Source organism: Paracoccus sp. PAR01 (assembly GCF_014851995.1).
In the GTDB taxonomy this organism is placed as follows: domain Bacteria; phylum Pseudomonadota; class Alphaproteobacteria; order Rhodobacterales; family Rhodobacteraceae; genus Paracoccus; species Paracoccus litorisediminis.
Genome location: NZ_JACVAW010000006.1, coordinates 200,436 through 222,044 on the forward strand (window position 1 = coordinate 200,436; position 21,609 = coordinate 222,044).

At 62.3% G+C, this 21,609-nt stretch carries 16 protein-coding genes; 12 read left to right on the forward strand and 4 right to left on the reverse strand.

Features of this window, described 5'->3' with window-relative positions; translation table 11 throughout:
• Positions 1 to 22 precede the first annotated feature (22 nt).
• From betA to IB235_RS12455, 3 genes are read left to right on the forward strand one after another with little or no spacing between them, the layout of a single operon-like run.
• Positions 23 to 1,717 (forward strand): choline dehydrogenase, encoded by a 1,695-nt coding sequence (gene betA / locus IB235_RS12445; protein WP_192337001.1) that lies wholly within the window; start codon positions 23 to 25, stop codon positions 1,715 to 1,717.
• A gap of 38 nt (positions 1,718 to 1,755) precedes the next feature.
• Positions 1,756 to 2,460 carry an SDR family NAD(P)-dependent oxidoreductase gene (locus IB235_RS12450; RefSeq protein ID WP_192337002.1) on the forward strand — a complete coding sequence of 235 codons (705 nt, stop codon included), beginning with the start codon at positions 1,756 to 1,758 and terminating at the stop codon, positions 2,458 to 2,460.
• 12 nt (positions 2,461 to 2,472) lie between these two features.
• A complete protein-coding gene (locus IB235_RS12455) occupies positions 2,473 to 3,363 on the forward strand; it encodes a polysaccharide deacetylase (RefSeq protein WP_192337026.1) in 891 nt (296 codons plus the stop codon).
• Positions 3,364 to 3,371: 8 nt separating this feature from the next.
• On the opposite strand, the gene IB235_RS12460 is transcribed toward IB235_RS12455, so the two are convergent.
• Positions 3,372 to 4,298 carry a LysR family transcriptional regulator gene (locus IB235_RS12460; protein WP_192337003.1) on the reverse strand — a complete coding sequence of 309 codons (927 nt, stop codon included), beginning with the start codon at positions 4,296 to 4,298 and terminating at the stop codon, positions 3,372 to 3,374.
• A gap of 119 nt (positions 4,299 to 4,417) precedes the next feature.
• Between IB235_RS12460 and IB235_RS12465 the strand changes: the two genes are divergently transcribed.
• The 8 genes from IB235_RS12465 to IB235_RS12500 all read left to right on the forward strand — a co-directional run bounded on the left by IB235_RS12465 (position 4,418) and on the right by IB235_RS12500 (position 13,301).
• Positions 4,418 to 5,200, forward strand: coding sequence for an SDR family NAD(P)-dependent oxidoreductase (locus IB235_RS12465; RefSeq protein ID WP_225612264.1), 783 nt, complete (start codon positions 4,418 to 4,420; stop codon positions 5,198 to 5,200).
• A gap of 15 nt (positions 5,201 to 5,215) precedes the next feature.
• Positions 5,216 to 6,472, forward strand: a complete 1,257-nt coding sequence (locus tag IB235_RS12470) for a D-amino acid dehydrogenase (RefSeq protein ID WP_192337005.1) — start codon at positions 5,216 to 5,218, stop codon at positions 6,470 to 6,472.
• Between the two features lie 402 nt (positions 6,473 to 6,874).
• Positions 6,875 to 7,990 carry an extracellular solute-binding protein gene (locus IB235_RS12475; protein ID WP_192337006.1) on the forward strand — a complete coding sequence of 372 codons (1,116 nt, stop codon included), beginning with the start codon at positions 6,875 to 6,877 and terminating at the stop codon, positions 7,988 to 7,990.
• Between the two features lie 62 nt (positions 7,991 to 8,052).
• Positions 8,053 to 9,147, forward strand: coding sequence for an ABC transporter ATP-binding protein (locus IB235_RS12480; RefSeq protein WP_225612266.1), 1,095 nt, complete (start codon positions 8,053 to 8,055; stop codon positions 9,145 to 9,147).
• Positions 9,140 to 10,171 carry an ABC transporter permease gene (locus IB235_RS12485; protein ID WP_192337007.1) on the forward strand — a complete coding sequence of 344 codons (1,032 nt, stop codon included), beginning with the start codon at positions 9,140 to 9,142 and terminating at the stop codon, positions 10,169 to 10,171. Before IB235_RS12480 ends, IB235_RS12485 begins: the two co-directional genes overlap by 8 nt.
• Complete coding sequence (locus IB235_RS12490) at positions 10,168 to 10,977, forward strand: ABC transporter permease (RefSeq protein WP_192337008.1); 810 nt, start codon at positions 10,168 to 10,170, stop codon at positions 10,975 to 10,977. The genes IB235_RS12485 and IB235_RS12490 overlap by 4 nt, the downstream gene beginning before the upstream one ends.
• A 27-nt stretch (positions 10,978 to 11,004) precedes the next feature.
• Positions 11,005 to 11,802 carry an inositol monophosphatase family protein gene (locus tag IB235_RS12495; RefSeq protein ID WP_370576885.1) on the forward strand — a complete coding sequence of 266 codons (798 nt, stop codon included), beginning with the start codon at positions 11,005 to 11,007 and terminating at the stop codon, positions 11,800 to 11,802.
• 11 nt (positions 11,803 to 11,813) lie between these two features.
• On the forward strand, positions 11,814 to 13,301 hold the full coding sequence (locus IB235_RS12500; RefSeq protein ID WP_192337009.1) for a PLP-dependent aminotransferase family protein: 1,488 nt from the start codon (positions 11,814 to 11,816) through the stop codon (positions 13,299 to 13,301).
• 3 nt (positions 13,302 to 13,304) lie between these two features.
• On the opposite strand, the gene IB235_RS12505 is transcribed toward IB235_RS12500, so the two are convergent.
• The gene (locus IB235_RS12505) at positions 13,305 to 14,558 is read right to left on the reverse strand and encodes a nitrate/nitrite transporter (protein ID WP_192337010.1); all 1,254 of its coding nucleotides are present in this window, start codon (positions 14,556 to 14,558) and stop codon (positions 13,305 to 13,307) included.
• Entirely contained in the window at positions 14,555 to 15,652 is a 1,098-nt protein-coding gene (locus IB235_RS12510; RefSeq protein WP_192337011.1) for a sugar phosphate isomerase/epimerase, read from the reverse strand. Before IB235_RS12510 ends, IB235_RS12505 begins: the two co-directional genes overlap by 4 nt.
• Positions 15,653 to 17,048: 1,396 nt before the next feature.
• Here IB235_RS12510 and IB235_RS12515 point away from each other — a divergent pair.
• On the forward strand, positions 17,049 to 19,487 hold the full coding sequence (locus tag IB235_RS12515; RefSeq protein WP_192337012.1) for an AMP-binding protein: 2,439 nt from the start codon (positions 17,049 to 17,051) through the stop codon (positions 19,485 to 19,487).
• 235 nt (positions 19,488 to 19,722) lie between these two features.
• Here the strand turns inward: IB235_RS12515 and ilvD are convergent, their stop codons facing one another.
• The gene (gene ilvD, locus IB235_RS12520; RefSeq protein WP_192337013.1) at positions 19,723 to 21,594 is read right to left on the reverse strand and encodes a dihydroxy-acid dehydratase; all 1,872 of its coding nucleotides are present in this window, start codon (positions 21,592 to 21,594) and stop codon (positions 19,723 to 19,725) included.
• Between the last annotated feature and the right edge of the window lie 15 nt (positions 21,595 to 21,609).

Genomic DNA, 21,609 nt, shown 5'->3' on the forward strand with positions numbered 1-21,609 from the left:
TCTGAACAGAGGAGGACCGGCCATGGCCGAAACCTATGATTTCATCATCGTCGGCGCGGGCTCGGCAGGCTGCGTTCTGGCCGCAAGGCTCAGCGAGGACCCCGCGAACAAGGTGCTGGTGCTGGAATTCGGCGGCAGCGACAAAAGCGTCTTCATCCAGATGCCAAGCGCGCTTTCGATCCCGATGAACGGCACCAAATACAACTGGCGCTACGAGACCGCCCCCGAACCGGGTCTGAACGGTCGCCGCATCCATTGCCCGCGCGGCAAGGTGCTGGGCGGATCGTCCTCGATCAACGGGCTGGTCTATATGCGCGGCCATCCGCGTGATTTCGACGAATGGGAAAGCCTTGGCGCGCGAGACTGGGGCTATCGCCATTGCCTGCCCTATTTCCGCAAGGCCGAGACCTTTGCCTTTGGCGGCGACGAATATCGCGGCAATGACGGGCCGCTGCATGTCAACAACGGCAATCGCATGGCCAACCCGCTTTATGGCGCCTTTGTCGATGCCGGAATCGAAGCGGGCTATATCGGGACCGAGGACCCCAACGGCCATATGCAAGAGGGCTTTGGCCCGATGCATATGACCGTCAAGGACGGCGTGCGCTGGTCGGCGGCCAATGCCTATCTGAAACCGGCGATGAGCCGCCCGAACCTGCGCGTCGTCACCCATGCGATGACGCGCCGCGTCCTGCTGGAAAAAGGCCGCGCGACCGGGGTCGAGTTCGAGGTGGATGGCAAGATCCAGATCGCTTTGGCGCGGCGCGAGGTCATCGTCTCGGCCGGGCCGATCGGATCGCCGCATCTGCTGCAACGCTCAGGCATTGGGCCGGGCAAGGTGCTGCAAGCGGCGGGCATCGCGATACGCCACGACCTGCCCGGCGTCGGCGAAAACCTGCAGGACCATTCCGAGATCTATATCCAATATGCCTGCAAGCAACCGATCACGCTGAATGGCCGGATGGGACTTTTCAGCAAGCTGCGCATCGGCGTCGAATGGATGCTGTTCAAGCGGGGCTTAGGGATTTCCAACCATTTCGAATCCGGTGGCTTCATCCGCTCGGATGCGATGGTGAAATGGCCCGATATCCAGTTCCATTTCCTGCCCGCCGCCATGCGCTATGACGGCAAGCAGCCGTTGAAGGGTCATGGCTTCATGGTCCTGACCGGGCCGAACAAGCCCAAAAGCCGGGGCCATGTCCGCGCCGTTTCGGACGATCCGCGCATCCATCCCGAGATCCTGTTCAACTATCTTGACCGCGAGGAGGACCGCGAGGGCTTCCGCCGCTGCGTCCGCCTGACCCGCGAGATCATCGCACAGCCCGCCATGGACCCGTTCCGCGCCGAGGAAATTGCCCCCGGTGCCGATGTCCAGACCGATGACGAGATCGACGCCTTTGTCCGCCAGACCATGGAAAGCACCTATCACCCCTGCGGAAGCTGCCGCATGGGCGAGGATGCCATGGCCGTCGTCGACAGCGAATTGCGCGTCCACGGGCTTGAGGGGCTGCGGGTGATCGATTCCTCGGTCTTCCCCAGCGAGCCGAACGCCAACCTGAACGCACCGACGATCATGCTGGCCGAGCGAGCCTCGGACCTGATCCTTGGCAAGCCGCCGCTGCCCGCATCGAACGCCCCCATCGGGCTGGCCGAGGGCTGGGAAACCCGCCAGCGGACCGGCACGCTGCTCCGGCAGATGGGCGCGACGGCCCGGTGATCGCGTCCCGAAATCAATAAGGCATGAAAGGCAGAGAAATGACGGCGAATGACAAACGGGTGGCAGTGGTCACCGGCGGGGCCAGCGGCATCGGGCGGGCGATTTGCGAAAGGCTGCTGGCGGATGGCTGCCGGGTGATCGTGCTGGACCGCAATCAGCCCGCCTTGGGCGAATGGCTGCAACTGGACCTGACCGACGCCGCCCAGATCGCAGCGGCGGGCGAACGCCTTGCCGCGATGACGGCAGGGGTGGATGTGCTGGTCAACAATGCCGGTGTGCTGATCGAGGCCCCCTTGCCCGAGCAGACGCTGGCGGCGCTGGATCTGATGCTGGCGGTCAATCTGCGCGCGCCCTTCCTTGTGACCCAAGCCGTGCTGCCCCTGATGGGGCGCGGCGCGCGGATCGTGAACATTGCATCGGAACTGGGCTATCTGGGGCGGCAGAACCTGTCGGCCTATGCCGCGACCAAGGGTGGCGCGTTGACCATGACGCGCTCATGGGCGCGGGAACTGGCACCGCGCGGAATTCTGGTCAATGCCGTCGCCCCCGGTCCGGTCGAGACGCCGCTGCTGGCCTTTGACCAGATGACCCCCGAACAGCAGGCGGTCGAGACCGCCAATCCCTTGGGCCGCATCGGCCAGCCGCGCGAAATCGCGGCGGTCGCGGCCTTCCTCGCCTCTCCCGAGGTCAGCTTCATCACCGGGCAATGCTACAGCGTCGATGGCGGCGCGGCGATGCACTAAGGAAACCCCATGATCCTCAGCAACAAGATCCAATGGCCGAATGGCGCGCGCTGCGCCTGCGCCATCACCTTCGATGTCGATGCGGACAGCCTGATCCATATCTCGCGGCCCACCGACGGCTTCGACCGACTATCCCCGATCAGCATGGGCCGTTATGGCCCGACCGTCGGCGTGCCGCGCATCGTTGAAACCTATCGCCGCCTTGGCCTGAAGCAGACCTTCTTCATGCCCGCCTGGGTGATGGAGCAATATCCGCAGGCCGTGGACACGATCCTGCAGGGCGGCCACGAGATCGCCCATCACAGCTACCTGCATGAGGACCCCTCGGCGCAATCCGATGCCGAGCAGGAATATTGGTTCGACAAGGCAACCGATGTGCATGTCGCGATGACCGGCCAGAAGCCGCGCGGCTATCGCGCCCCGGTCTATAATGTCACGCAGGCCGTGCTGGACCGGCTGATCGCGCGGGGCTTCCTGTATGAAAGCTCGCTGATGGCCGATGACAATCCCTATGTCATGCGCACCGATGCGGGCGAGCTGATCGAGATGCCGGTGCATTGGGGCAATGACGACTGGCCCCCCTTCGCCCATTACGCCGAGATCGGCTACCTGATGCCGGTGCGGGCCCCCTCGGACGGGCTGCGAGCGTTTTTCGAGGAGTTCGACGCCGCCTATGAGGCGGGCGGCTTCTGGATGCCGGTGCTGCATCCCTTCCTGACCGGACGGCTGGCGCGCTGGATGCAGATGGAGAAATGGCTGGAACAGGTGCTGGATCGCGGCGATGTCTGGTTCGCGCCGCTTGAAGACATCGCCCGCCACGTTCAGGCCGAGCATCGCGCCGGACGCGGTGTGCGGGTCGAGGATCTGCCCTATTACCAGCGCCCGGTGCATCTGGGGCGCTGAACGCCCCCTTAAAACGGACGGATCGGCCCCTGCCCCGCCGGTCCGTCCAGCCGCAACGGATGTTCCGCCACGCGGTTGAGAAAGCTGCGGATCAGGATGTTTTCCGAGGCCCCGGTGCTGTGGACCAGCTGGATCGGGGACAGATAATCGACGGGTTCGACCGTCTCGATCCGGGTCAGCCCGTCAACGGTCTGGGCATAATGGCTGGGCAAATAGCCAATGAATCGCCCCGAGCGGATCAGCAGCGCCTGTGTTTCCATCGTATCGACTAGGGCTGCCGGTTCGACATGGCCGACCCGTTCGACATCATAGCGGTGCAGGTAGCCGCGCGCGACGAAAGCGTGCTGGCGCAGGGTCGCGGCCTGAACCGGCCCCGATCGCGCCAAGGGATGCGTGGCCGCGCAGAACAGCGCGTGATGTTCCTGAAACAGCGGCACATAGCTCAGCCCGGCATTGCGGCGAAAGAATGGACCGATGACGATGTCGCGCTTGCCCTCGGCCACCAGCCTTTCCATATCCGAGGGCGAGGCGGTGGACATCTCGATCAGGGTCGCCTTGGCGCGGGCATTGAAGTCGCGCAGGATCGTGGACAGATCCCATGCCGCATTGCACAGCATCGCGTCCACCACGCTTAGCCGCAGCACGCCCCGCATCTCGCCCGAGATCGAGGCCGCCTCATTCTGGAAATGATCGGCGGCGGCAAGAAAATCCTCAAGCGCGTCCAGCAGTTTCTGCCCCTGAGGCGTCAGCGCGAATCCGCCCCGCCCGCGCTGGCACAGCCGAAAGCCCAGTCGCTTTTCCAGATCGGCCAGCTGCGTCGACAGCGTCGATTGCGAACTGTTCAGTGTCGCCTGCGCGCCCGATAGCCCGCCCGCCTCGACGATGGCCTTGAACGTCCTGAGCAATTTCAGATCGACATCATGCAGGCGGCGCATCGGCTTCCTCGGGTTGTTGGCTCATTCATATCGATAATTTCGAAGTGAATGCCAGTCTTTTCTATTTTTCCGGATTTCGAGCTGGCCAAAGCTGGGGACAGGATCAGGAGGTGCGAATGATGACCAGTTTTGATTTTCGCGGCATAAATGTGCTGGTGACGGGTGCCAGCCGCGGCATCGGTTACGGCGTGGCGACCGGTTTTGCCCGCGCCGGGGCCGATCTGACCATTCTGGCCGAGGGCGAGGATGTCCACGTCGCCGCAGCCCAATTGTCGCAGGACTGCGGCGTGACGGTGCGGGGTCTGGCCTGCGATATCACCTCGGCCGAGGCGGTTGCCGGTGCCGTGGCGCAGCTCAACCGGATCGACGTGCTGGTGAACAATGCCGGGCTGGAACTGCTGACCCCGCTTGAGGGCGGTGATGCCCTGCAGATCGAACGCGACTTCCGCCGCATCGTCGATATCAACGTGACCGGGACGTTCCTGATGACCCGCGCGGCCCTGCCTTTGATGACGCGCCCCGGCGCGAATATCGTCAATACCTGCTCGATCTGGAGCCGCACCTCCGAGCCGGGCTTCGCCGCCTATGCCAGTTCGAAACATGCAAGCCTTGGCCTGACCCGGACCTTTGCCAAGGAACTGGGTCCGCGCGGCATCCGGGTGAACGGCGTCTGTCCGGGCTGGGTGCGCACGGTCGCCTCGATGCGGTCTCTGGCGCGGATGTCGGTGGAAACCGGCCGCAGCGAGGCCGATCTGCTCGATGAAATCGTCGGCAACCAGATCCTGCCCGGCCTGATGGAGCCCGAGGACATGGCCGCGACCTATCTGTTCCTTGCCTCGGACGCGGCCAAGAACATCACCGGACAGGCGATCATGGTCGATCGCGGCGAAGTTCTGGCCTGAATATCGGAGTGAATGATGCAATCGATCGCCGTGATCGGTGCCGGAATTACCGGCATCACCACCGCCTATGAGCTTGCCTCGCGCGGCTTTCCCGTCACCGTCTATGACCGCCAGCGCTACCCCGCGATGGAGACAAGCTTTGCCAATGGCGGCCAGCTTTCGGCCTCGAATGCCGAGGTCTGGAACCATCCCTCGACCATTATCAAGGGCCTGTCATGGATGCTGAAACCCGACGCGCCGCTGTCGCTAAGCCTGTCGCCCAGCTGGCACAAATACAGCTGGCTGGCCGAGTTTCTGGCCCATATTCCGCGCTATCGCAGCAATACCACGGCCACCGCCCGTCTGGCCGTCGCCGCGCGCCAGCGGATGCGAGACATCGCCAGCGCCGAGGGCATCGCCTTTGACCGCGACGACCGGGGCATTCTGCATTTCTATGCCAATCAGCGTCAGATGGACCATGCCCGCCGCGTCTCGGATCTGCTGGCCAAGGGCGGGGTCGAGCGGATGGAACTGGACGCCGATGCGGTGCGTCGCCTTGAGCCGCGGCTGAAGGGCGATTTCATCGGTGGCTTTCACACGCCGGGTGATGCGACCGGGGATATCCATCTGTTCACCGTGGGTCTGGCCGAGGCCTGTCGGCGGATGGGTGTCGATTTCGCCATGCAACACGAGATCCTATCCTGCCGCCATGACGCGCAGGGCATCGCGATCCGCGCTCAAGGACCACAGGGCGTCGCAGACAGCACCCATGCCGCCATCGTGATCTGCGCCGGGATCGGCAGCCGCGATCTGGCCCGCGCGCTTGGCGACCGGATCAATGTCTATCCGGTCAAGGGCTACTCGATCACCGTGAACCTGCCCGATGAGGTGTCGCGCAACGCAGCGCCGCAGTTGAGCCTGCTGGACGACGCGGCCAAGATCGTCACCAGCCGCCTTGGCCGCGACCGCTTCCGTGTTGCCGGCACCGCGGAATTCGCCGGTGAGAACCGCGATATCCGCGCCTGTCGCATCCGCCCGATCGTCGAATGGGTGAACCGGCATTTCCCCCAGGTCTCGACCCGGCAATGCGTCCCTTGGGCCGGATTGCGCCCGATGACCCCCTCGATGATGCCGCGGGTGGGGCCGGGACGGCGCGAAGGCGTATTCTATAATACCGGCCACGGCCATCTGGGCTGGACCCTCTCCGCCGCCACCGCCGAGCTGGTCGCGCAATCGGTCGCGGCGCAGTGGAAAGGCCCGTCCATGGTGTCAGTGTTGCGCAAAGCTGCCTGAGCGCGAGCGACGCCCCAGACGTGGGGCTGGCCAGAACCAACGACTGGTCGAAAAGGTCGAAATCCGACCCCATGTTGCGGCGGCAAGACCGGACGCAACATATTATTTTCACGGACATATCTGAGGTCACACTCCTAATATTGCGTTTGCGTGAAAGTGGACAGCAAGAAACCATTTGAGTGGCTAAATCCGAGATCGGGGATTGCTGGCATGTCGGGGACATCACCCGTCACAGCCGCGTGAGGACCCGCATGAAGGCAACACCAGCACCCGCAGACCGGCTTCCACAAGACGCCTGTTTCGCCTTCTGCACCCTTGACCGCGATGGGTTTTCATCGCCGCAGACCTGCACGGCAGGTCCGTTTCCCATGAACCCGCCTCTGTCCAGACAAGGATAAGTCCATGACCGATCTCACCCGCCGCGCGCTTCTGGCAACGGGCAGCGCCGCACTTGCCGCTCCGCTTTTTGCACGACGCTCGCTGGCCTCGTCCGGCTCTGTGAACGTCTTTGCCTGGGGCGATTACTTCCAGCCCAATATCGTCGAGGCCTTCGAGAAATCGACCGGGATCAAGATCAACATCTCGACCTATGGCTCGAATGAGGAAGCGGTCAGCAAGCTGCGGGCCGCGGGCGGCAAGGGGTTCGATCTGATCTTCCCCTCGGTCGACACCCGCCCCAATTACGACGAGGGCAATCTGCTTGCCCCCATCGACGAAAACCGTCTGCGGGTCGACCAGATCGAGGCGCCCTTGTGGCGCAACTCGCTGACGCTGGGCGCGGCGCGGCGTGGCAAGCGCTATCTGATCCCCTTCAGCTGGGGGACCGAGGGCATCACCTATGACAGCGAGACCCATGACTTCGCCCCCGGCGCGCTGTCCTGGGGCGATCTGTGGAAGGACGGGCTGGATGGCAAGGTTGCCATGCGCCAGAAATCGGTTCTGATCACGCTTGCGATCCATCTGGATGCGACGGGCGAGTTGCCCTCGAACCGGGCGATGGATCTTTACAAGACCGAGGCCGATACCCGCCGCATTTTCGATGCCTGCGTGGCGTTTGCGGCCAAGCATAAGAAGAATATCGGCTCGTATTGGAACAACTCGACCGAGGCCACCTCGGCCTTTACCGATGGCGGCTGCTCGATCGGACAGACATGGGACACGACGGGGATCAAGCTGCATTCCGATGCCGCGCCGAAATGGCGCTATGCGTCGCCCAAGGAAGGGGCGCTGGCATGGATGGACACCGCCGCCGTTCCCGTGGGGGCCGAAAATATCGAACAGGCCTATGAGCTGCTGAACTTCATGCTGACGCCCAAGATCGGCGCGATGTTCGCGGATAATACCGGCTACAACTCGGCTGCGGGCGGCACCGCGCCGCATCTGTCCGAGGCCAGCCGGGCCGCGTTCGAATTCGCCTATTCCGGCAATGCCATCGACAATCTGTGGTGGTGGCCGATGTTCACGCCCTGGTTCTCGACCGTGCGCGAAGAATATGTCGAGAAGCTGACCAACGCCTGAATGCCCCGGCTGGGCGGCGCGACCAATCCCGCGCCGCCCCCAAGATCGCGACGGAGTCCCATATGACTGGCCAGACGATCGGCATGGAAATCGAGCTGCAGCGCGCATCGGTGCGCTTCAACCGTTTTCAGGCCGTGCAACCCACCGACCTGACGATCAGGGCGGGGGAGTTTTTCTCGATCCTAGGCCCCTCGGGCTGCGGCAAGACCACGCTTCTGCGCATGATCTCGGGGTTTCTTGAGCCGACCGAGGGGGATGTCCGCATTGGCGGCCGTTCGATGCTGGGGCTGGGGCCGTCGGATCGCCCGACGGCGCTGATCTTTCAGAACCTTGCGCTGTTTCCCCTGATGACCGTTTGGGAAAACGTGGCCTTCGGGCTGGAAATGCGGGGCTGGTCGCGGGCCAAGCGCCGCGCCCGCGCCGAGGAATTGCTGGCGACGGTCGCCTTGGCCGACCATGCCGGGAAACTGCCCGACCAGCTTTCCGGCGGGCAAAGGCAGCGCGCCGCGATTGCCCGCGCGCTGGCGGTCGAGCCCGCTGTCCTGCTACTGGATGAGCCGCTTTCGGCGCTGGATCTGAAGCTGCGCCAGCATATGCGCGCGGAACTCAAGCAGATACAGGCCCGGACCGGGATCACCTTTGTCTATATCACCCATGATCAGGGCGAGGCGCTGACCATGAGCGACCGCGTGGCTGTCATGAACAAGGGCCAGATCATCCAGATCGGGGCACCCGCGCGGATCTATGACCATCCGGGTGACAGTTTCGTCGCCACCTTCGTCGGCGAGATGAACGCCCTGCCCTGCAAGCTGACCGAATCTGGCCCAATCGCCCAATGCGAGACGCCTTTGGGTCTGCTGCGGGCAAGCAATCCCAAGGCCCTGCCCGCTTCCTCTGACGCCATGCTGTTCATCCGCCCCGAGCGGTTGCGCCTGCTTTCCCCCGGCGAGGCGGCCGAGAACACCCTTCCCGCGCGCGTGACGCGCCGCGACATGGAGGGTGCATGGTCGATGATCGTCACCGAGGCCCAAGGCCGCAAGCTGTTGGTCAATATGCCAAATGACGGGCGCGGCGCCCCGCCCGAGGGCGAGGTCCGGCTGGGCTTTGAAGCAGCCGAGGCCCTGATCCTGCCCAAGGGCGAGATTTCGCATGACTAGCCTTATCCGGGCCTTTGGCGGGCCGCTGACCTGCCTGATCCTGTTTTTTTCGGGGGTCTGGGTGTTGGGGCTGATCGCCGCGCCCCAGATCATCATGATCGACAAATCCCTGTGGCGGATGGAGCGTCCCGTGGGTGCCGCCGAACTGTCGGTGCAAATCGACGGGCTTTACAACCGGCTGGACCTGCTGGCGCTGGACCGCAGCACCCTTGCGGATCAGCCGGAAAAGCTGGCGGCGGTCGACACCGAGACAGGCGCGATCCAAGCCCAGATCGCCGATCTGGAGCGTGCCGAAACCACCCCGGTCAAGACCTATACGCTGGACAATTTCCGCCAGATGGGTGCGGCGCATTTCGCGATCTTTGTCCGCACGATCCTGGCCTCGCTGGCGGTTTCCGCCCTTGCGCTGATGGTGTGCTATCCGATCGCCTTCGCGGTGGCGCAACTCAAGACTGCGAGAACCGCCGCGCTCATCATGCTGATGCTGGTCGTGCCCTATGCGATCAATGAGCTTTTGCGCATTTTCGCGTGGCAGATGCTGCTTGGCCCGAATGGGCCGGTGAACGCGGTCTTGGGCGCATTGGGCCTGCCTGCCGTGCCGTTTCTGGAAAGCGGCGCAGGCGTCTTTATCGCCATGGTTTACGCCTATATCCTGTTCATGGTCTTTCCGCTTTATAATGTTCTGGAAACGCTGGACAAAAACCAGATCGAGGCCGCGCGTGATCTGGGCGCGCCCGTCTGGCAAATCCATCGGCGCGTGGTCATCCCCCATGCCCGCCCCGGCATTGCCGTGGGCTGCATCATGACCTTCATGCTGTCGGTCGGGTCTTACTCGGTGCCCTATATCATGACGCGGGGGACCGCCGCGCCGTGGTTCACCCAGTTGATCTACAACCGCTTCTTCGAGGCCACCAACTGGAATGTCGGCGCGGCCTATGCGTTGAGCCTGCTGATCGTCTGCATGATCTTTGTCTTTCTGATGATGCGCCTGTTGAAAGTCAGCCTGAAGGATATCGCGAAATGACGCATTCCCCGCGCGGCAGACAGGCAGGCGATCTGGTGCTGCATGTCTATATGCTTTTGTTCTTTGCCTATATGTTCCTGCCGCTGATCGCGATGATGCTGGCGGGCGTGAACGACTATTCGCCCCCCTCAATCACGGTCTGGAAGGGCTTTACGCTGCGCTGGTTCAGCGCGCTTTGGCAGGACGCCCGCATGTGGTCGGGACTGGCCAATTCGCTGATGATCGCGGGGGCGGTGGTCGCGCTGTCCCTGCCCATGGGTCTGGCGGGGGCCTTGCTTTTGTCAAAGCTGGGACGGCGCTCGGCGGGATTGCTTTACATCATCATGGTCTCGCCCTTGCTGACGCCGGGGCTGATCATCGGCATTGCGACGGTCACGCTTTGGTCGCAACTGGGGGTCTCGGGCGGCGTCCTGACCGCCATTCTGGCGCAATCGGCATTCATCTCGGCCTATGCGATGCTGATGTTCATGGCGCGGTTGCAACGGCAGGACATCACGCTTGAGGAAGCAGCCCTTGACCTTGGCGCAACCCCGGCGCGGGCATTCCGGCGCATCACCCTGCCCTTTCTGCGCCCGACCATGATCAGCGCCGCCGTCATCGCCTTTTTGCAAAGCTTCGAAAATTACAACACCACGATCTTTTCAATCGGCGGCGATCATACTTTGGTCACCGAGATCGGCGCGCGGATGCGCTTTGGCATCAGCCCGATGATCAATGCCATCGGCATCATCTTCGTCGCGCTGACGGTGATCTGTGCCGTGCTTTGGGGCGTCCTGCGGCAGCGCGGGATTGCACGCCAAGCATGACCATCTGCCTTATTTCAGGAGCGCGTCGTGACCAGCGACCAGACCATATCCAGCCCCGCACCCATGACCGAACTGGCTTTGTCCATGGCCGATGCCGTGCGCCCGCTGATCGCGCAGCATTTCCGCAAACGGCTGATCATCGAGACCAAGGATGACGCAAGCCCCGTGACCATCGCCGACCGCGAGGCCGAGGCGCTGATGCGCGCGATGATCGCCGATGCCTTTCCCGATCACGGCATCCGTGGCGAAGAGTTTGGCCTGCATCAGGCGGATGCGGAATGGGTCTGGGTGCTGGACCCGATCGATGGCACGAAATCCTTTATCTCGGGCTCGCTGGCCTTTGGCACGCAGATCGCGCTGCTGTATCGCGGACAGCCGGTGCTGGGGCTGATCGACCAGCCGATCACCGGCGAGCGCTGGTTGGGTCGGGCGGGCCTGCCCACCCTCTTCGGCACGCAGCCCATTCGGTGCAGCAGCGTCGAAAATCTGGCCGATGCGGTGCTGTACACCTCGGCGCGGGACCATTTCGATGGGGCGCAGGCGCCGCGCTATGACCGGCTGGCTTGCAGCACGCGCTTCAACCGCAGCTCGCATGATTGCTATGCGGCGGGGCTTTTGGCGCTGGGGCTGGTCGATATTCTGGCCGAGGCGAATGTTTACGATTACGACATCCTGCCACAGGCCCCGATCATTCTTGGCGCGGGCGGGATCATCACCGATTGGGCGGGCTTGCCATTGCCCGACGGCCGGGTTTTCGATACCGTCCTGATCTCGGCCAATGCGGTCTTGCACCGCGCGGCACTGGCCGCCTTGAAGATCGACTGACGCGAGGAAATATGGCGCGACGCCCGTCCGGAGCAATCCTGACATGGATCAGTCTGGATCGTGGTAGCCATGTCTCGTTGGCGCAGCAGCTCAAGGAACAGTTGCGCAATGCAATCGTCTCGGGCGTGCTGCCCGGCGGAGCCAAGCTGCCCTCCAGCCGGATGCTGGCGGCCGAATTCTCGATCTCGCGCCCGACCGCCGTCTTGGCGCTGGAAGGGCTCGAGGCCGAGGGGTTTTTGGAAATGCGCCACGGCGCGGGCACCTTTGTCGCGGGCTCGGTGCCCCAGCATTTGCCGCGCGCCATGGCCCGCGAGGACGCGGCCGCAGGCGCCGGAGCGCATCCGCAACTCTCCGAGATGGGCGCAAGACTGCAGGACCTGACCATCGACATTGAGGCGCGGCAGGCGCGGCCATTTCTGCCCAACACGCCCGCCTATGACCGCTTTCCCTTTGCCTTGTGGCAGAAATGCGTGAACCGGCAGACCCGCCTCGGCTATCGCAGCAATCTGGGCTATGCCGAACCGCAGGGCTATGCGCCGTTGCGCCGGGCCATCGCCAATTACCTTGCGCTGCATCGCAGTGACGCCTGTCATCACGACCAGATCGTGATCACGCCGGGCGCCCATGCCGGGTTCATGCTGGCCGCGATGCTGCTGACCAATCCCGGCGACGGGATTCTGGTCGAGGACCCCGGCCCCTATATCGCGCGCAATATGTTCGCGTCGCTCGGACGCAGGATCGTGACGGCCCCGGTCGATGGCGACGGCATGGCCTTTGAAGACATCCTTGCCAATGATCCGGGCATCCGCATGGTCTTTGTCATGCCCTCGCGCCAGCATCCGACCGGAACCACGCTGGCCTTGGAACGCAGGCTCAAGCTTCTGGACTGGGCCGAGGCCCATGGCGGCTGGATCATCGAGGACGATTACGACAGCGAATTCCGCTATACCGGGCGGCCCCTGCCATCCATGCACAGCGCCGATCGCTTTGGCCGCGTGATCTATGTCGGCACCTTCAGCAAGGCTTTGTTCCCGGCTCTGCGCGTCGGCTATCTGGTCCTGCCGCCGGTTCTGATCGACATGTTCCGCAATGCCATGGCGCTGATGTTCCGCTGCGCGCCGCTTCCCTCGCAGATGACCCTGACCGAGTTCATTTCCGAGGGGCATTTCGCGACCCATCTGCGCCAGATGCGCGAGCTTTACGGCGAGCGCCGCGACCGGTTCCTGACCGTGGCGCGACAGGTCGGCGCGGGGCTGTTCCATGTCGAGCGGCCCGATAGCGGCATGAACGCGCTGTTATGGCTGCCCGATGGGCTGGACGACCGGATGATTGCCGAACGCGCCAAAGATGCGGGGGTGCATGGCTATGCGCTGAGCGATTACTGGATGCGCCCGTCCGCGCGTCCGGGCCTGATCCTTGGCTTTTCGGGGGTCACGCCCCAGCAGCTCGAGCCGGGGCTCGAGGCGCTGGCGCGCATCGTCTCGGACGCTTTGCGCTAAGGCTCAGGCGGCCACCGCCGCCTTGGCATCGGGACCGCCGATGATGCGGTTGAGCCGCCCCGCCACCAGCGAGCCGATCACCGCAAGCACGCTCATCAGGGCAAAGACATAGGTATAGCCCTGCTGACCCGGAAAGCGGTCAAGGATCGCGCCATAGATCATATAGGCGAACATGCCCGGCGCATATCCGATCAGGCAGCCCAGACCAAAGGCCGAGCCGGTGATGCGGGACGGAATTCCGATCTCGCTCATCGGGGCCCAGAAGACGCCGCGCATACTGAAGACGATGAAGGCGAATGACAGCATCGCAGCCATGGCCGGATAGATATAGGCAGCCCCCGTCGGCAGGCTAAGGATCAGGACCATCACCGGCGGCAGCGCAAGGAAGGCCCATTTGATATAGCGGCTGGCGCTGCGGAATGACTTATCCGCCATGTAGCCGCCTGCCGGACCGCCCAGAACCTTAAGGAAATACTGGTTGATGATGCCGTAAGCCCCGACCAGCGCGACCGGCAGCTGGTACATCTCTTTCAGGTAGGGAATGAAATAGGTCAGGCCGCAATAGACGGTATAGACCATGAACACATTCAGGCTGACCAGCCAGATGGCGGGCACGCGCATCGCCTCGATCAGGCCGGACAGGCCCACCGGTTCGGCCTCCGCGCGTTTCTCGGCGGCGGAATTCAGCAGGAACCATGCCGCAATCCCGGCGACGATATCGATGATCGCATAGAACAGGATCGCCGATTTCAGCCCCAGCGCACCCGAGCCCGCGACCACGAAGACCCCCAGCGCCGAGAAGGCGACGACCGTGTCGACGACGCCCCGCCCGCCTTCCAGAAAGCCGAACATCCGGCCCTGCTCATCATCGCTGCCCAGATTGCGCACGGCCTTCAAAAGCGCGGGCCAGTAAAGGCAATCCGCGCAGACCGCCAGCAAGGCAAAGACCACCAGCATTCCGCCAAAGCCGGGGAAGCTGGCCATATAAAGGCCCAGCAGCCCCGCGCCGATCAGCCCCAGAGGGATCAGCTTGCGCGTCCCGAAGCGGTCGGCCATCATGCCCCCCAGCACGAAAAGCGCGGTCGCCACGATGGAATTGACGCTGAGCAGCGTTCCGATCTGCGTATGGGACAGGCCCATGACCTCTTGCAGCGGCACATAGAAGGCGTCCTTGACGTTCGCCAGCTTATAGATCGTCCCGCCGCCAAGGATCAGGACAAGAAAGCGCAGCCATTTCGCGCGGTTTGCGGTGGTCATTGCTGGTCTCCGACAAGGGCATGGGGTTTGCAGGGCTGCTCGGCCTCTGCCAGAACAAGCGCAGCCAAAAGGCGCAGCTCGCGGATAAGCCCGCGCATATAGTCCAGCTGGTTTTCCAGCCAGCGATGCTCGGCCGCCATCATGCTGTCCAGCGTATGGCCGGGCGGCAGGACGGTATCGCTCATCTCGCGATAGGGGATGAAGGGGTCGTCAGCCTCATCCGACATGCGGAAGGCTGGGGCGGCGTAATGGTTTTCCTGTTCGAGCGCGAAGGCTATGACCTGCGGCGCGTCCTCGCCCAGCATCAGCAATTCGTACAGCATCCTCGGGCCGGGCAGGTCATCCTGTGCGCTGCCCTGAAGCACGCCGTAATGGCCGGTTCCCTTGCCCTGCGGCACGATCCGCACGCCTTTCAGATGAACCTGCCGGATCAACGGCGCCATCGCCTGCAAGGCTGGCAGGGGTTGCTCATTGGCATTGATCATATTGCCAAAATCGAACAGCGCATTCAGCCGGGGATGATTGATCCGGCGCAGCAGCGTGGCGATCTCGTGGCTTTTCAGCTCTTCATGCTGCTCGAAATCGAAGTTCAGCCCGTGCCGGTCGGCAAGCTCGGAGATATAGCGCAGATCGGCTTCGATCCGGGCCATGACCTCGGACAGAAGCCCTTCGTAGCGGGAATAGACGCGGATATTGGTCGAACCCGTCGCAAGGGCGATCGCAACCGCCTGATCCAGATCCGGGCGCAGGGTCGAGCTGATCTCAAGATGCAGGTCCAGCCCGAATTCGCGCGCGCGCAGGCCGAATGCCTGTCGCGCCTGATCGTCCATCCCGGACAGGCTGTTGCGGCCGCCGTCCAGCACATGCAGGCAGACTCCCTGCAATTCGTGCCGCCAAGCGAAATCGAGCAAGTCCCAAGGCGTGGCCCGGCCATGGGTCAGGTTGGTCAGCAAGGTATAGCCATGCGCAAACAGCCGGATGCCGTCCAGCCGCTGGGTCAGCTTTCGTGCCAAGGCCGGGGTCAGCATCGGCGGCGAGGCCCCTTTGGCGTTCTGCCACAGCAGCGCCGCGAATTGGTTCTGGATGGCGGACATGTTCCCCCCTCTGCAAGTCCGCCGCAGAGCTAGACCGCGCCGATGATGACCGCGCTAGCCAGATTGGGGGTCCGTATCTGACCACTTCAAACTCAGGAACAACCTATTTCAGTCAGCTGGCGCGATTCAGGCTCCGGAAGGAGATTGCCTGATCAGCAGGGTTTCGAACCGACTGACAAGCTGATGGAATGCCTGAAATCGCTCTGTCCCGGAATCGTAAAGAAAACAACTTGATAAAGGTTTACACGCCGAGCCGGAAATCCCGCAGGAATACTGTGGAATACGGCAAAGTCGATACAAACACCGCCTCCGCATCGTCGGTAGGTGGCATTCGGCGGTACCACCTGAAAGTGGTTTCGTAGCCGACTATTCCGTATACCTCCATTTAGCAACCCTCACCGCCCCTATACTGAATGCACCTTAGATGCGGACACCTCGCGACATCGCCCAGCGAATGTCCATGTGGCGTATTGTGGATAGCTGGGCGAACACGCCGTCGACAAGCGCAGTGACGGTAGGGGAGTGTGCGATCATGGCCCGCATAATGCCGCCGTCGCCCGCGTGTATCGGGCTCTATTCAGGTCGGTTTCAAAGGGCGGAACCGCCACCCGCACCACATGCAGCGGTATGGAGGCGTTGGACGTCAACTGAAAGACAATCCGAGCCCTCGCCCCGGCGCATCGCAAGTTGCAGCAACGTCGCAGCGGAACTTAAGGAACAGGCGGTTGCGCGACCGTCCAAGCCGATCGCCACACAGGTTAGCGTCGTCAGAAGCTTGACCTCACATCGTCGCAACTGAAGGGTTGGCGGCTAGGACTTGAGACGGTTGGCTCCGTCGCGCCAGTTTCCCTTCGTAACGCGAAAGTCAAACTACACTCTTCGCGTAGGTCACCTGCTTCTGTAACCAGCACCGATGGCACCCGAGCATCGGATTGCGCATAGCGGAGCAGGCGAAGATCGACACGATCCTTCGCAACGGTCGCATAGTGAACATGACCCGGTCCGGGATTACGGGGCAAGATCACCGCCGCTTTCCACCCTGTTGCCTGAGCAGTGCTGGACTGCGCGGTGAAGGCACCGAAAGACGTACCACCCTAGAGTGTTGCCAGAGCAACCGGAAAATTCCGCGAAGCGCGCCGCAACCCGCAAACCGATATTAATGCAAAAGAACATCAACCCTTAGATGCAAGCGGCACCTGGAACTGTCATTTTCGACATGCTGCGCAAATTGAATCAAACCTCTACTTGCAAAACAATAAAAGTGGGATGAGAACTTCCATACCGACCCGATTGTCAGGAACGCAATGAGACCAATCCGTTGCGCCCAACTGCCAGTCACCAAAGAGCAATTCCAGACTCAAAGCTGTTTTTAACAATTAACTGATTTGCAGGGATCATGGACTTTCAGAAGCTCGAAGCAACCGCGGTCATTCGCAAGAATTCGATAGCCTTCATCGAGAATGTATTTGCGCTGAATGACGCGCGGCGGCCATTCGTGATGGTCAACGACGCAAAAGAAGCAAGCGGATTGTCCGGAATCGTGATTGACCGCTGCATCGCTCCGGTGGAACAGTCGGGCTGGTACACCGCCAGGCATCCCCTGATCCACGACGATCTTCCAGCGCAGGTCAGCTATACGTCGGGGACCGAGGGGCAGCCCAAAGGCATTCTTCTGACCTACGCGAATCTGGCCGACGCGGCTGAGCGAATCATCGCCGAAATGCAGATGACGGCCGAGATTCGCGAATATGTCGGTGTCCCGGCGACATTCAGCTTTGGCATGGGGCGCTACCGGGCAATCAGCGCCGTGGGCGGACATGCTTACCTGCCGCCCCGCGGTTTCGACCCGCTTGAGCTTGCCCGCATGCTGGCCGCCAATCAGGTCAACGCGCTGTCGGCTGTGCCGACCTTGCTTCGCATCCTTCTGGATGCTCCCGACCTGATCGGCGAGTCGGGCAAGAACCTGCGCTGGATGGAAATCGGATCTCAGCATATGACAGCGGATGAAAAGCTCCGCGTTCGGACGATGTTCCCCAATGCGCTGATCGTGCAGCACTATGGTCTGACCGAGGCCTCGCGCAGCACCTTCCTGCAGGTCTCATCCGCGTCAGAGAGCCAATTGCACTCCGTAGGCCGACCGGTGGGACGAACCGAGATCCAGCTTGGCGCGGACTGTCGTATCCGGATCCGCGGACCCCATGTCGCCAGGTGGCGCATCGACGCCAAGGGCTTGCACAATCTGCAGGATGCGGATGGCTGGCTGCAGACCAACGACCTTGGGCACATGCGGGACGGCTGTCTTTTCTTTGACGGCCGCGCCGACGATCTGATCAATTGCGGCGGCGTAAAGGTCTCGCCCGACCTGCTTGAGGAGCGTATCCGATCCGGACTTGAGCCGGGCATGCAGATTGCGGTGGCGAAAGTCCCCGATGCCCAGCGTGGCGATGGCGTTCTGGTCGCCGTCAAGGCCGGTCCCTCTGGCACCGCACGGGTGAAGGAACTGGCCGCTGCCGCGTTGCAGAGTATGGGGGTTGTGGCGGGCAGCGCGCTGCATGTCATGGCTGTGGATGCCCTGCCCGTCACGGGAACCGGCAAGGTAAAGCGTTCGGTTCTGGCAGAGCAGTTCGTCTCGCAGCTGACCCCCGACAGGTCGCATGTCCCGACAGGTGAGATCAGCGACGTTCTTTCCTTGTTCCGGCATGAGTTCCCCGGTCAACCGGTTCGCTCTGAAGATTCCTTCGAGTCCCTTGGCGGGGACTCCCTTCACTACATTCAGTTCTCGCTGAGTTTTGAACAACGCTTCGGCCAATTGCCGAACAACTGGCCGCAACTTAGCGCAGCCGAGTTGCAGCAAGGTCTGGGCACGACCAAGAAGTCCAATTGGCGACGGCTGGAATCCGCGACATTGACGCGCGCATTTTTCATGATCTGCATCGTCGCGCTGCATACCGATGCGTTTGTCTACAGTTCGAATTGGGGCGCCGCCTATTTCCTGATCCTGCTTGCAGGGTATTCGGTCGCGCGCTTTCAACTGCCCGAAATCATCCGCACCGGTAGCACCAAAACCCTTTGGGGAACGATCAAATATGTGGCGATACCCACACTGCTTATGGTCGCTTTTCTACAAGGGGCGACACAACGGTTCGAAATATTGCCGCTGCTTCTGGTCTCGAATTATCTCGATCCGCGTGAGCTGAAGGGTTTCATTTTTTACTTCTCTGAATTCTATCTGCAATTGCTGGTGTTAGCTGCGGCATTTTTTTCATTCTCGAAAGTACAGTATTCGTTCAAGAGCCGCCCGATGTTGAGCGCGCTTGTCTTGCTTCTGGCAGTCGCCGCGCTCAATCAAATCATCGAGTTCTTCTGGGATAGTACTTATAATTACCACCGAACACCTTGGAACTATGCGTGGGCCTTTGCTTTGGGCATCGTTTTGGCGCTCGCAAAGGACCCGAGCAAACGGCTACTGGCCTTGTTCGTGGCCGTTGCGGCAGTCTTGTTGAAGTGGGGCGCGACTTCTGCTGCTTTTTATGTGGCTGGTGGTTGCGCACTCGTTCTGTTCGTTGAGGCATTCATTGTGCCAATTCCCATCAAGGTACTGGTGGCGGAAATTGCCGGGGCATCACTGTTTATCTATCTTACCCATTACGTGATGATATCCGTCGTGAGGAAAATATTCGGCGTCGAGAAGCCATGGATGGCGTTGATTTCGTCGATCATTGTCGGGGTCGCCCTGGCCCATCTTTACGCTTGGACTTCAAGAAAACTCGTGCGGACCATAGACGAACTTCGGGGGGGCAGCGGCACGACAGCGCTGCCGCGATCATCGCCTTGATCGACTTTGCGTAGCGCGACTTTTTTGCCATTACTTCGGCTGTTTTTTCACGCCCAACGCGTCGGCGTAATATTTTTTGAGTACCGTACCGATTGAATTTTGAATTCCCGGAAGTACATCGACCGGGAGTATTTTCTACAACGACGGCGGGGATATTGCTCAATGACCAATTATCCCCCATCCCCCCGCGCATGGTTCTATGCACGGGGGTTTCGCGGCTTGGGGCGATGTCCCGTCACATATTCGCGGCGGCCAGTTCCAGACGGGCCAGACGTTCGGTGTCGCGCGAGCCGCCCTTGTCGGCCGAACTGGCCATCAGCCCATAGATGCGCAGCGCGGTCGAGACTTCGCGCACCCGCGCGACCGGCTGCCATGCCAGCGCGCCGCGAGCAGACATCGCCTCGCGGCGGCGCGTGATCTCGGCCTCGTCCACCAGCAGTTCGACGCGGCGGTCGCTGAGTGAGATGCGGATCTGGTCGCCTTCCTCGATCAGCGCGATCACTCCGCCCGAGGCCGCCTCGGGCGAGATATGCCCGATCGACAGACCTGAGGTCGCGCCCGAGAAGCGGCCATCGGTGATCAGCGCCACCTTATCCGCCAGACCGCGCGCCTTGATCATCCCGGTGGGCGTCAGCATTTCCTGCATCCCCGGCCCGCCACGCGGACCCTCGTAGCGGATGACCACGCAATCGCCCGGCTTGATCTGGTCGCTGTTGATCGCCAGAACGCAATCGTCCTTGCTTTCAAAGATGCGCGCCGGGCCGGTGAACTCGAACAGGTTCGCAGGCACGCCCGCCGACTTCACCACGCAACTGTCGGGGGCGATATTGCCGTAAAGCACGCTGAGCCCGCCGGTTTCGCTGAAGGCATTGGCGGTATTGCGGATCACGCCTGCATCGCGGTCGGTATCCAGTTCCGCGAAGCGCATCTCTTGACTGAAGGGGCGCATGGTCCTGACGCCGCCGGGACCGGCGCGGAACAGCGTCTCGGCCGTGTCATTGCCGGGACGGGTGATGTCCCATTGGTCGACGACCTCGCCGATGGTGTCGGCAGAAACGGCGGGATTGTCCGTATGCAGCAGGCCCGCGCGCTTCAACTCGGCCATGACCCCCATGACGCCGCCGGCGCGATGCATGTCCTCGACAAAAATCTCATGTGCATTGGGCGAGACCTTGCACAGGCAGGGCGTCGAATTCGAGACGCGGTTGAAATCCTCGACCGTCCAGTCCACCCCGGCCTCCTGAGCGGCGGCCATCAGATGCAGGATGGTGTTGGTCGAACCGCCGATCGCCATCGACAGCCGCGCCGCGTTTTCAAACCCCTCGCGCGAGCAGATGGCGCGGGGCAGCACGCGGCTGTTGCCGTCGCGGTAATACTCCTCGGCCATGCCGACGATGCGGCGGGCGGCATTGCGGAACAGGCGCTCGCGGTCCTTGTGGGTGGCCAGTGTCGTGCCGTTTCCGGGCAGAGCCAGACCAAAGGCCTCGGTCAGGCAGTTCATCGAATTGGCCGTGCCCATCATCGCGCAGGAACCGCAGGTCGGACAGGCGGCCTCCTCGACCGTATCGACCTCAAGCGCGGTGACGGTGGGATCGCCCATCACCATCAGCGTGTCGATGGCGTCGATCCGCATGGACTTGCCCCGGTAGTTCAGCTTGCCCGATTCCATCGGCCCGCCCGACACGAAGATCGTCGGGATGTTCAGCCGCAAGGCCGCCATCATCATGCCGGGGGTGATCTTGTCGCAATTGGACAGGCAGATCAGCGCATCGGCGGCATGGGCATTGACCATGTATTCCACTGAATCCGCGATCACATCTCGCGAAGGCAGCGAATACATCATCCCCTGATGGCCCATCGCGATCCCATCATCGACGGCGATGGTGTTGAATTCCTTGGGCACACCGCCCGCCGCGCGGATTTCCTCGGCGACCAGAGGGGCCACGTCGCGCAGATGGACATGGCCCGGCACGAATTGGGTGAAGGAATTGGCGATGGCGATGATCGGCTTGCCGAATTCATTCGCCTTGGTGCCGGTGGCCCGCCACAGCGCGCGCGCGCCGGTATTCAGGACACCTTTGGTGACGGCGTCGGAACGCAGTTTCATGTTCATTCTCCTGGG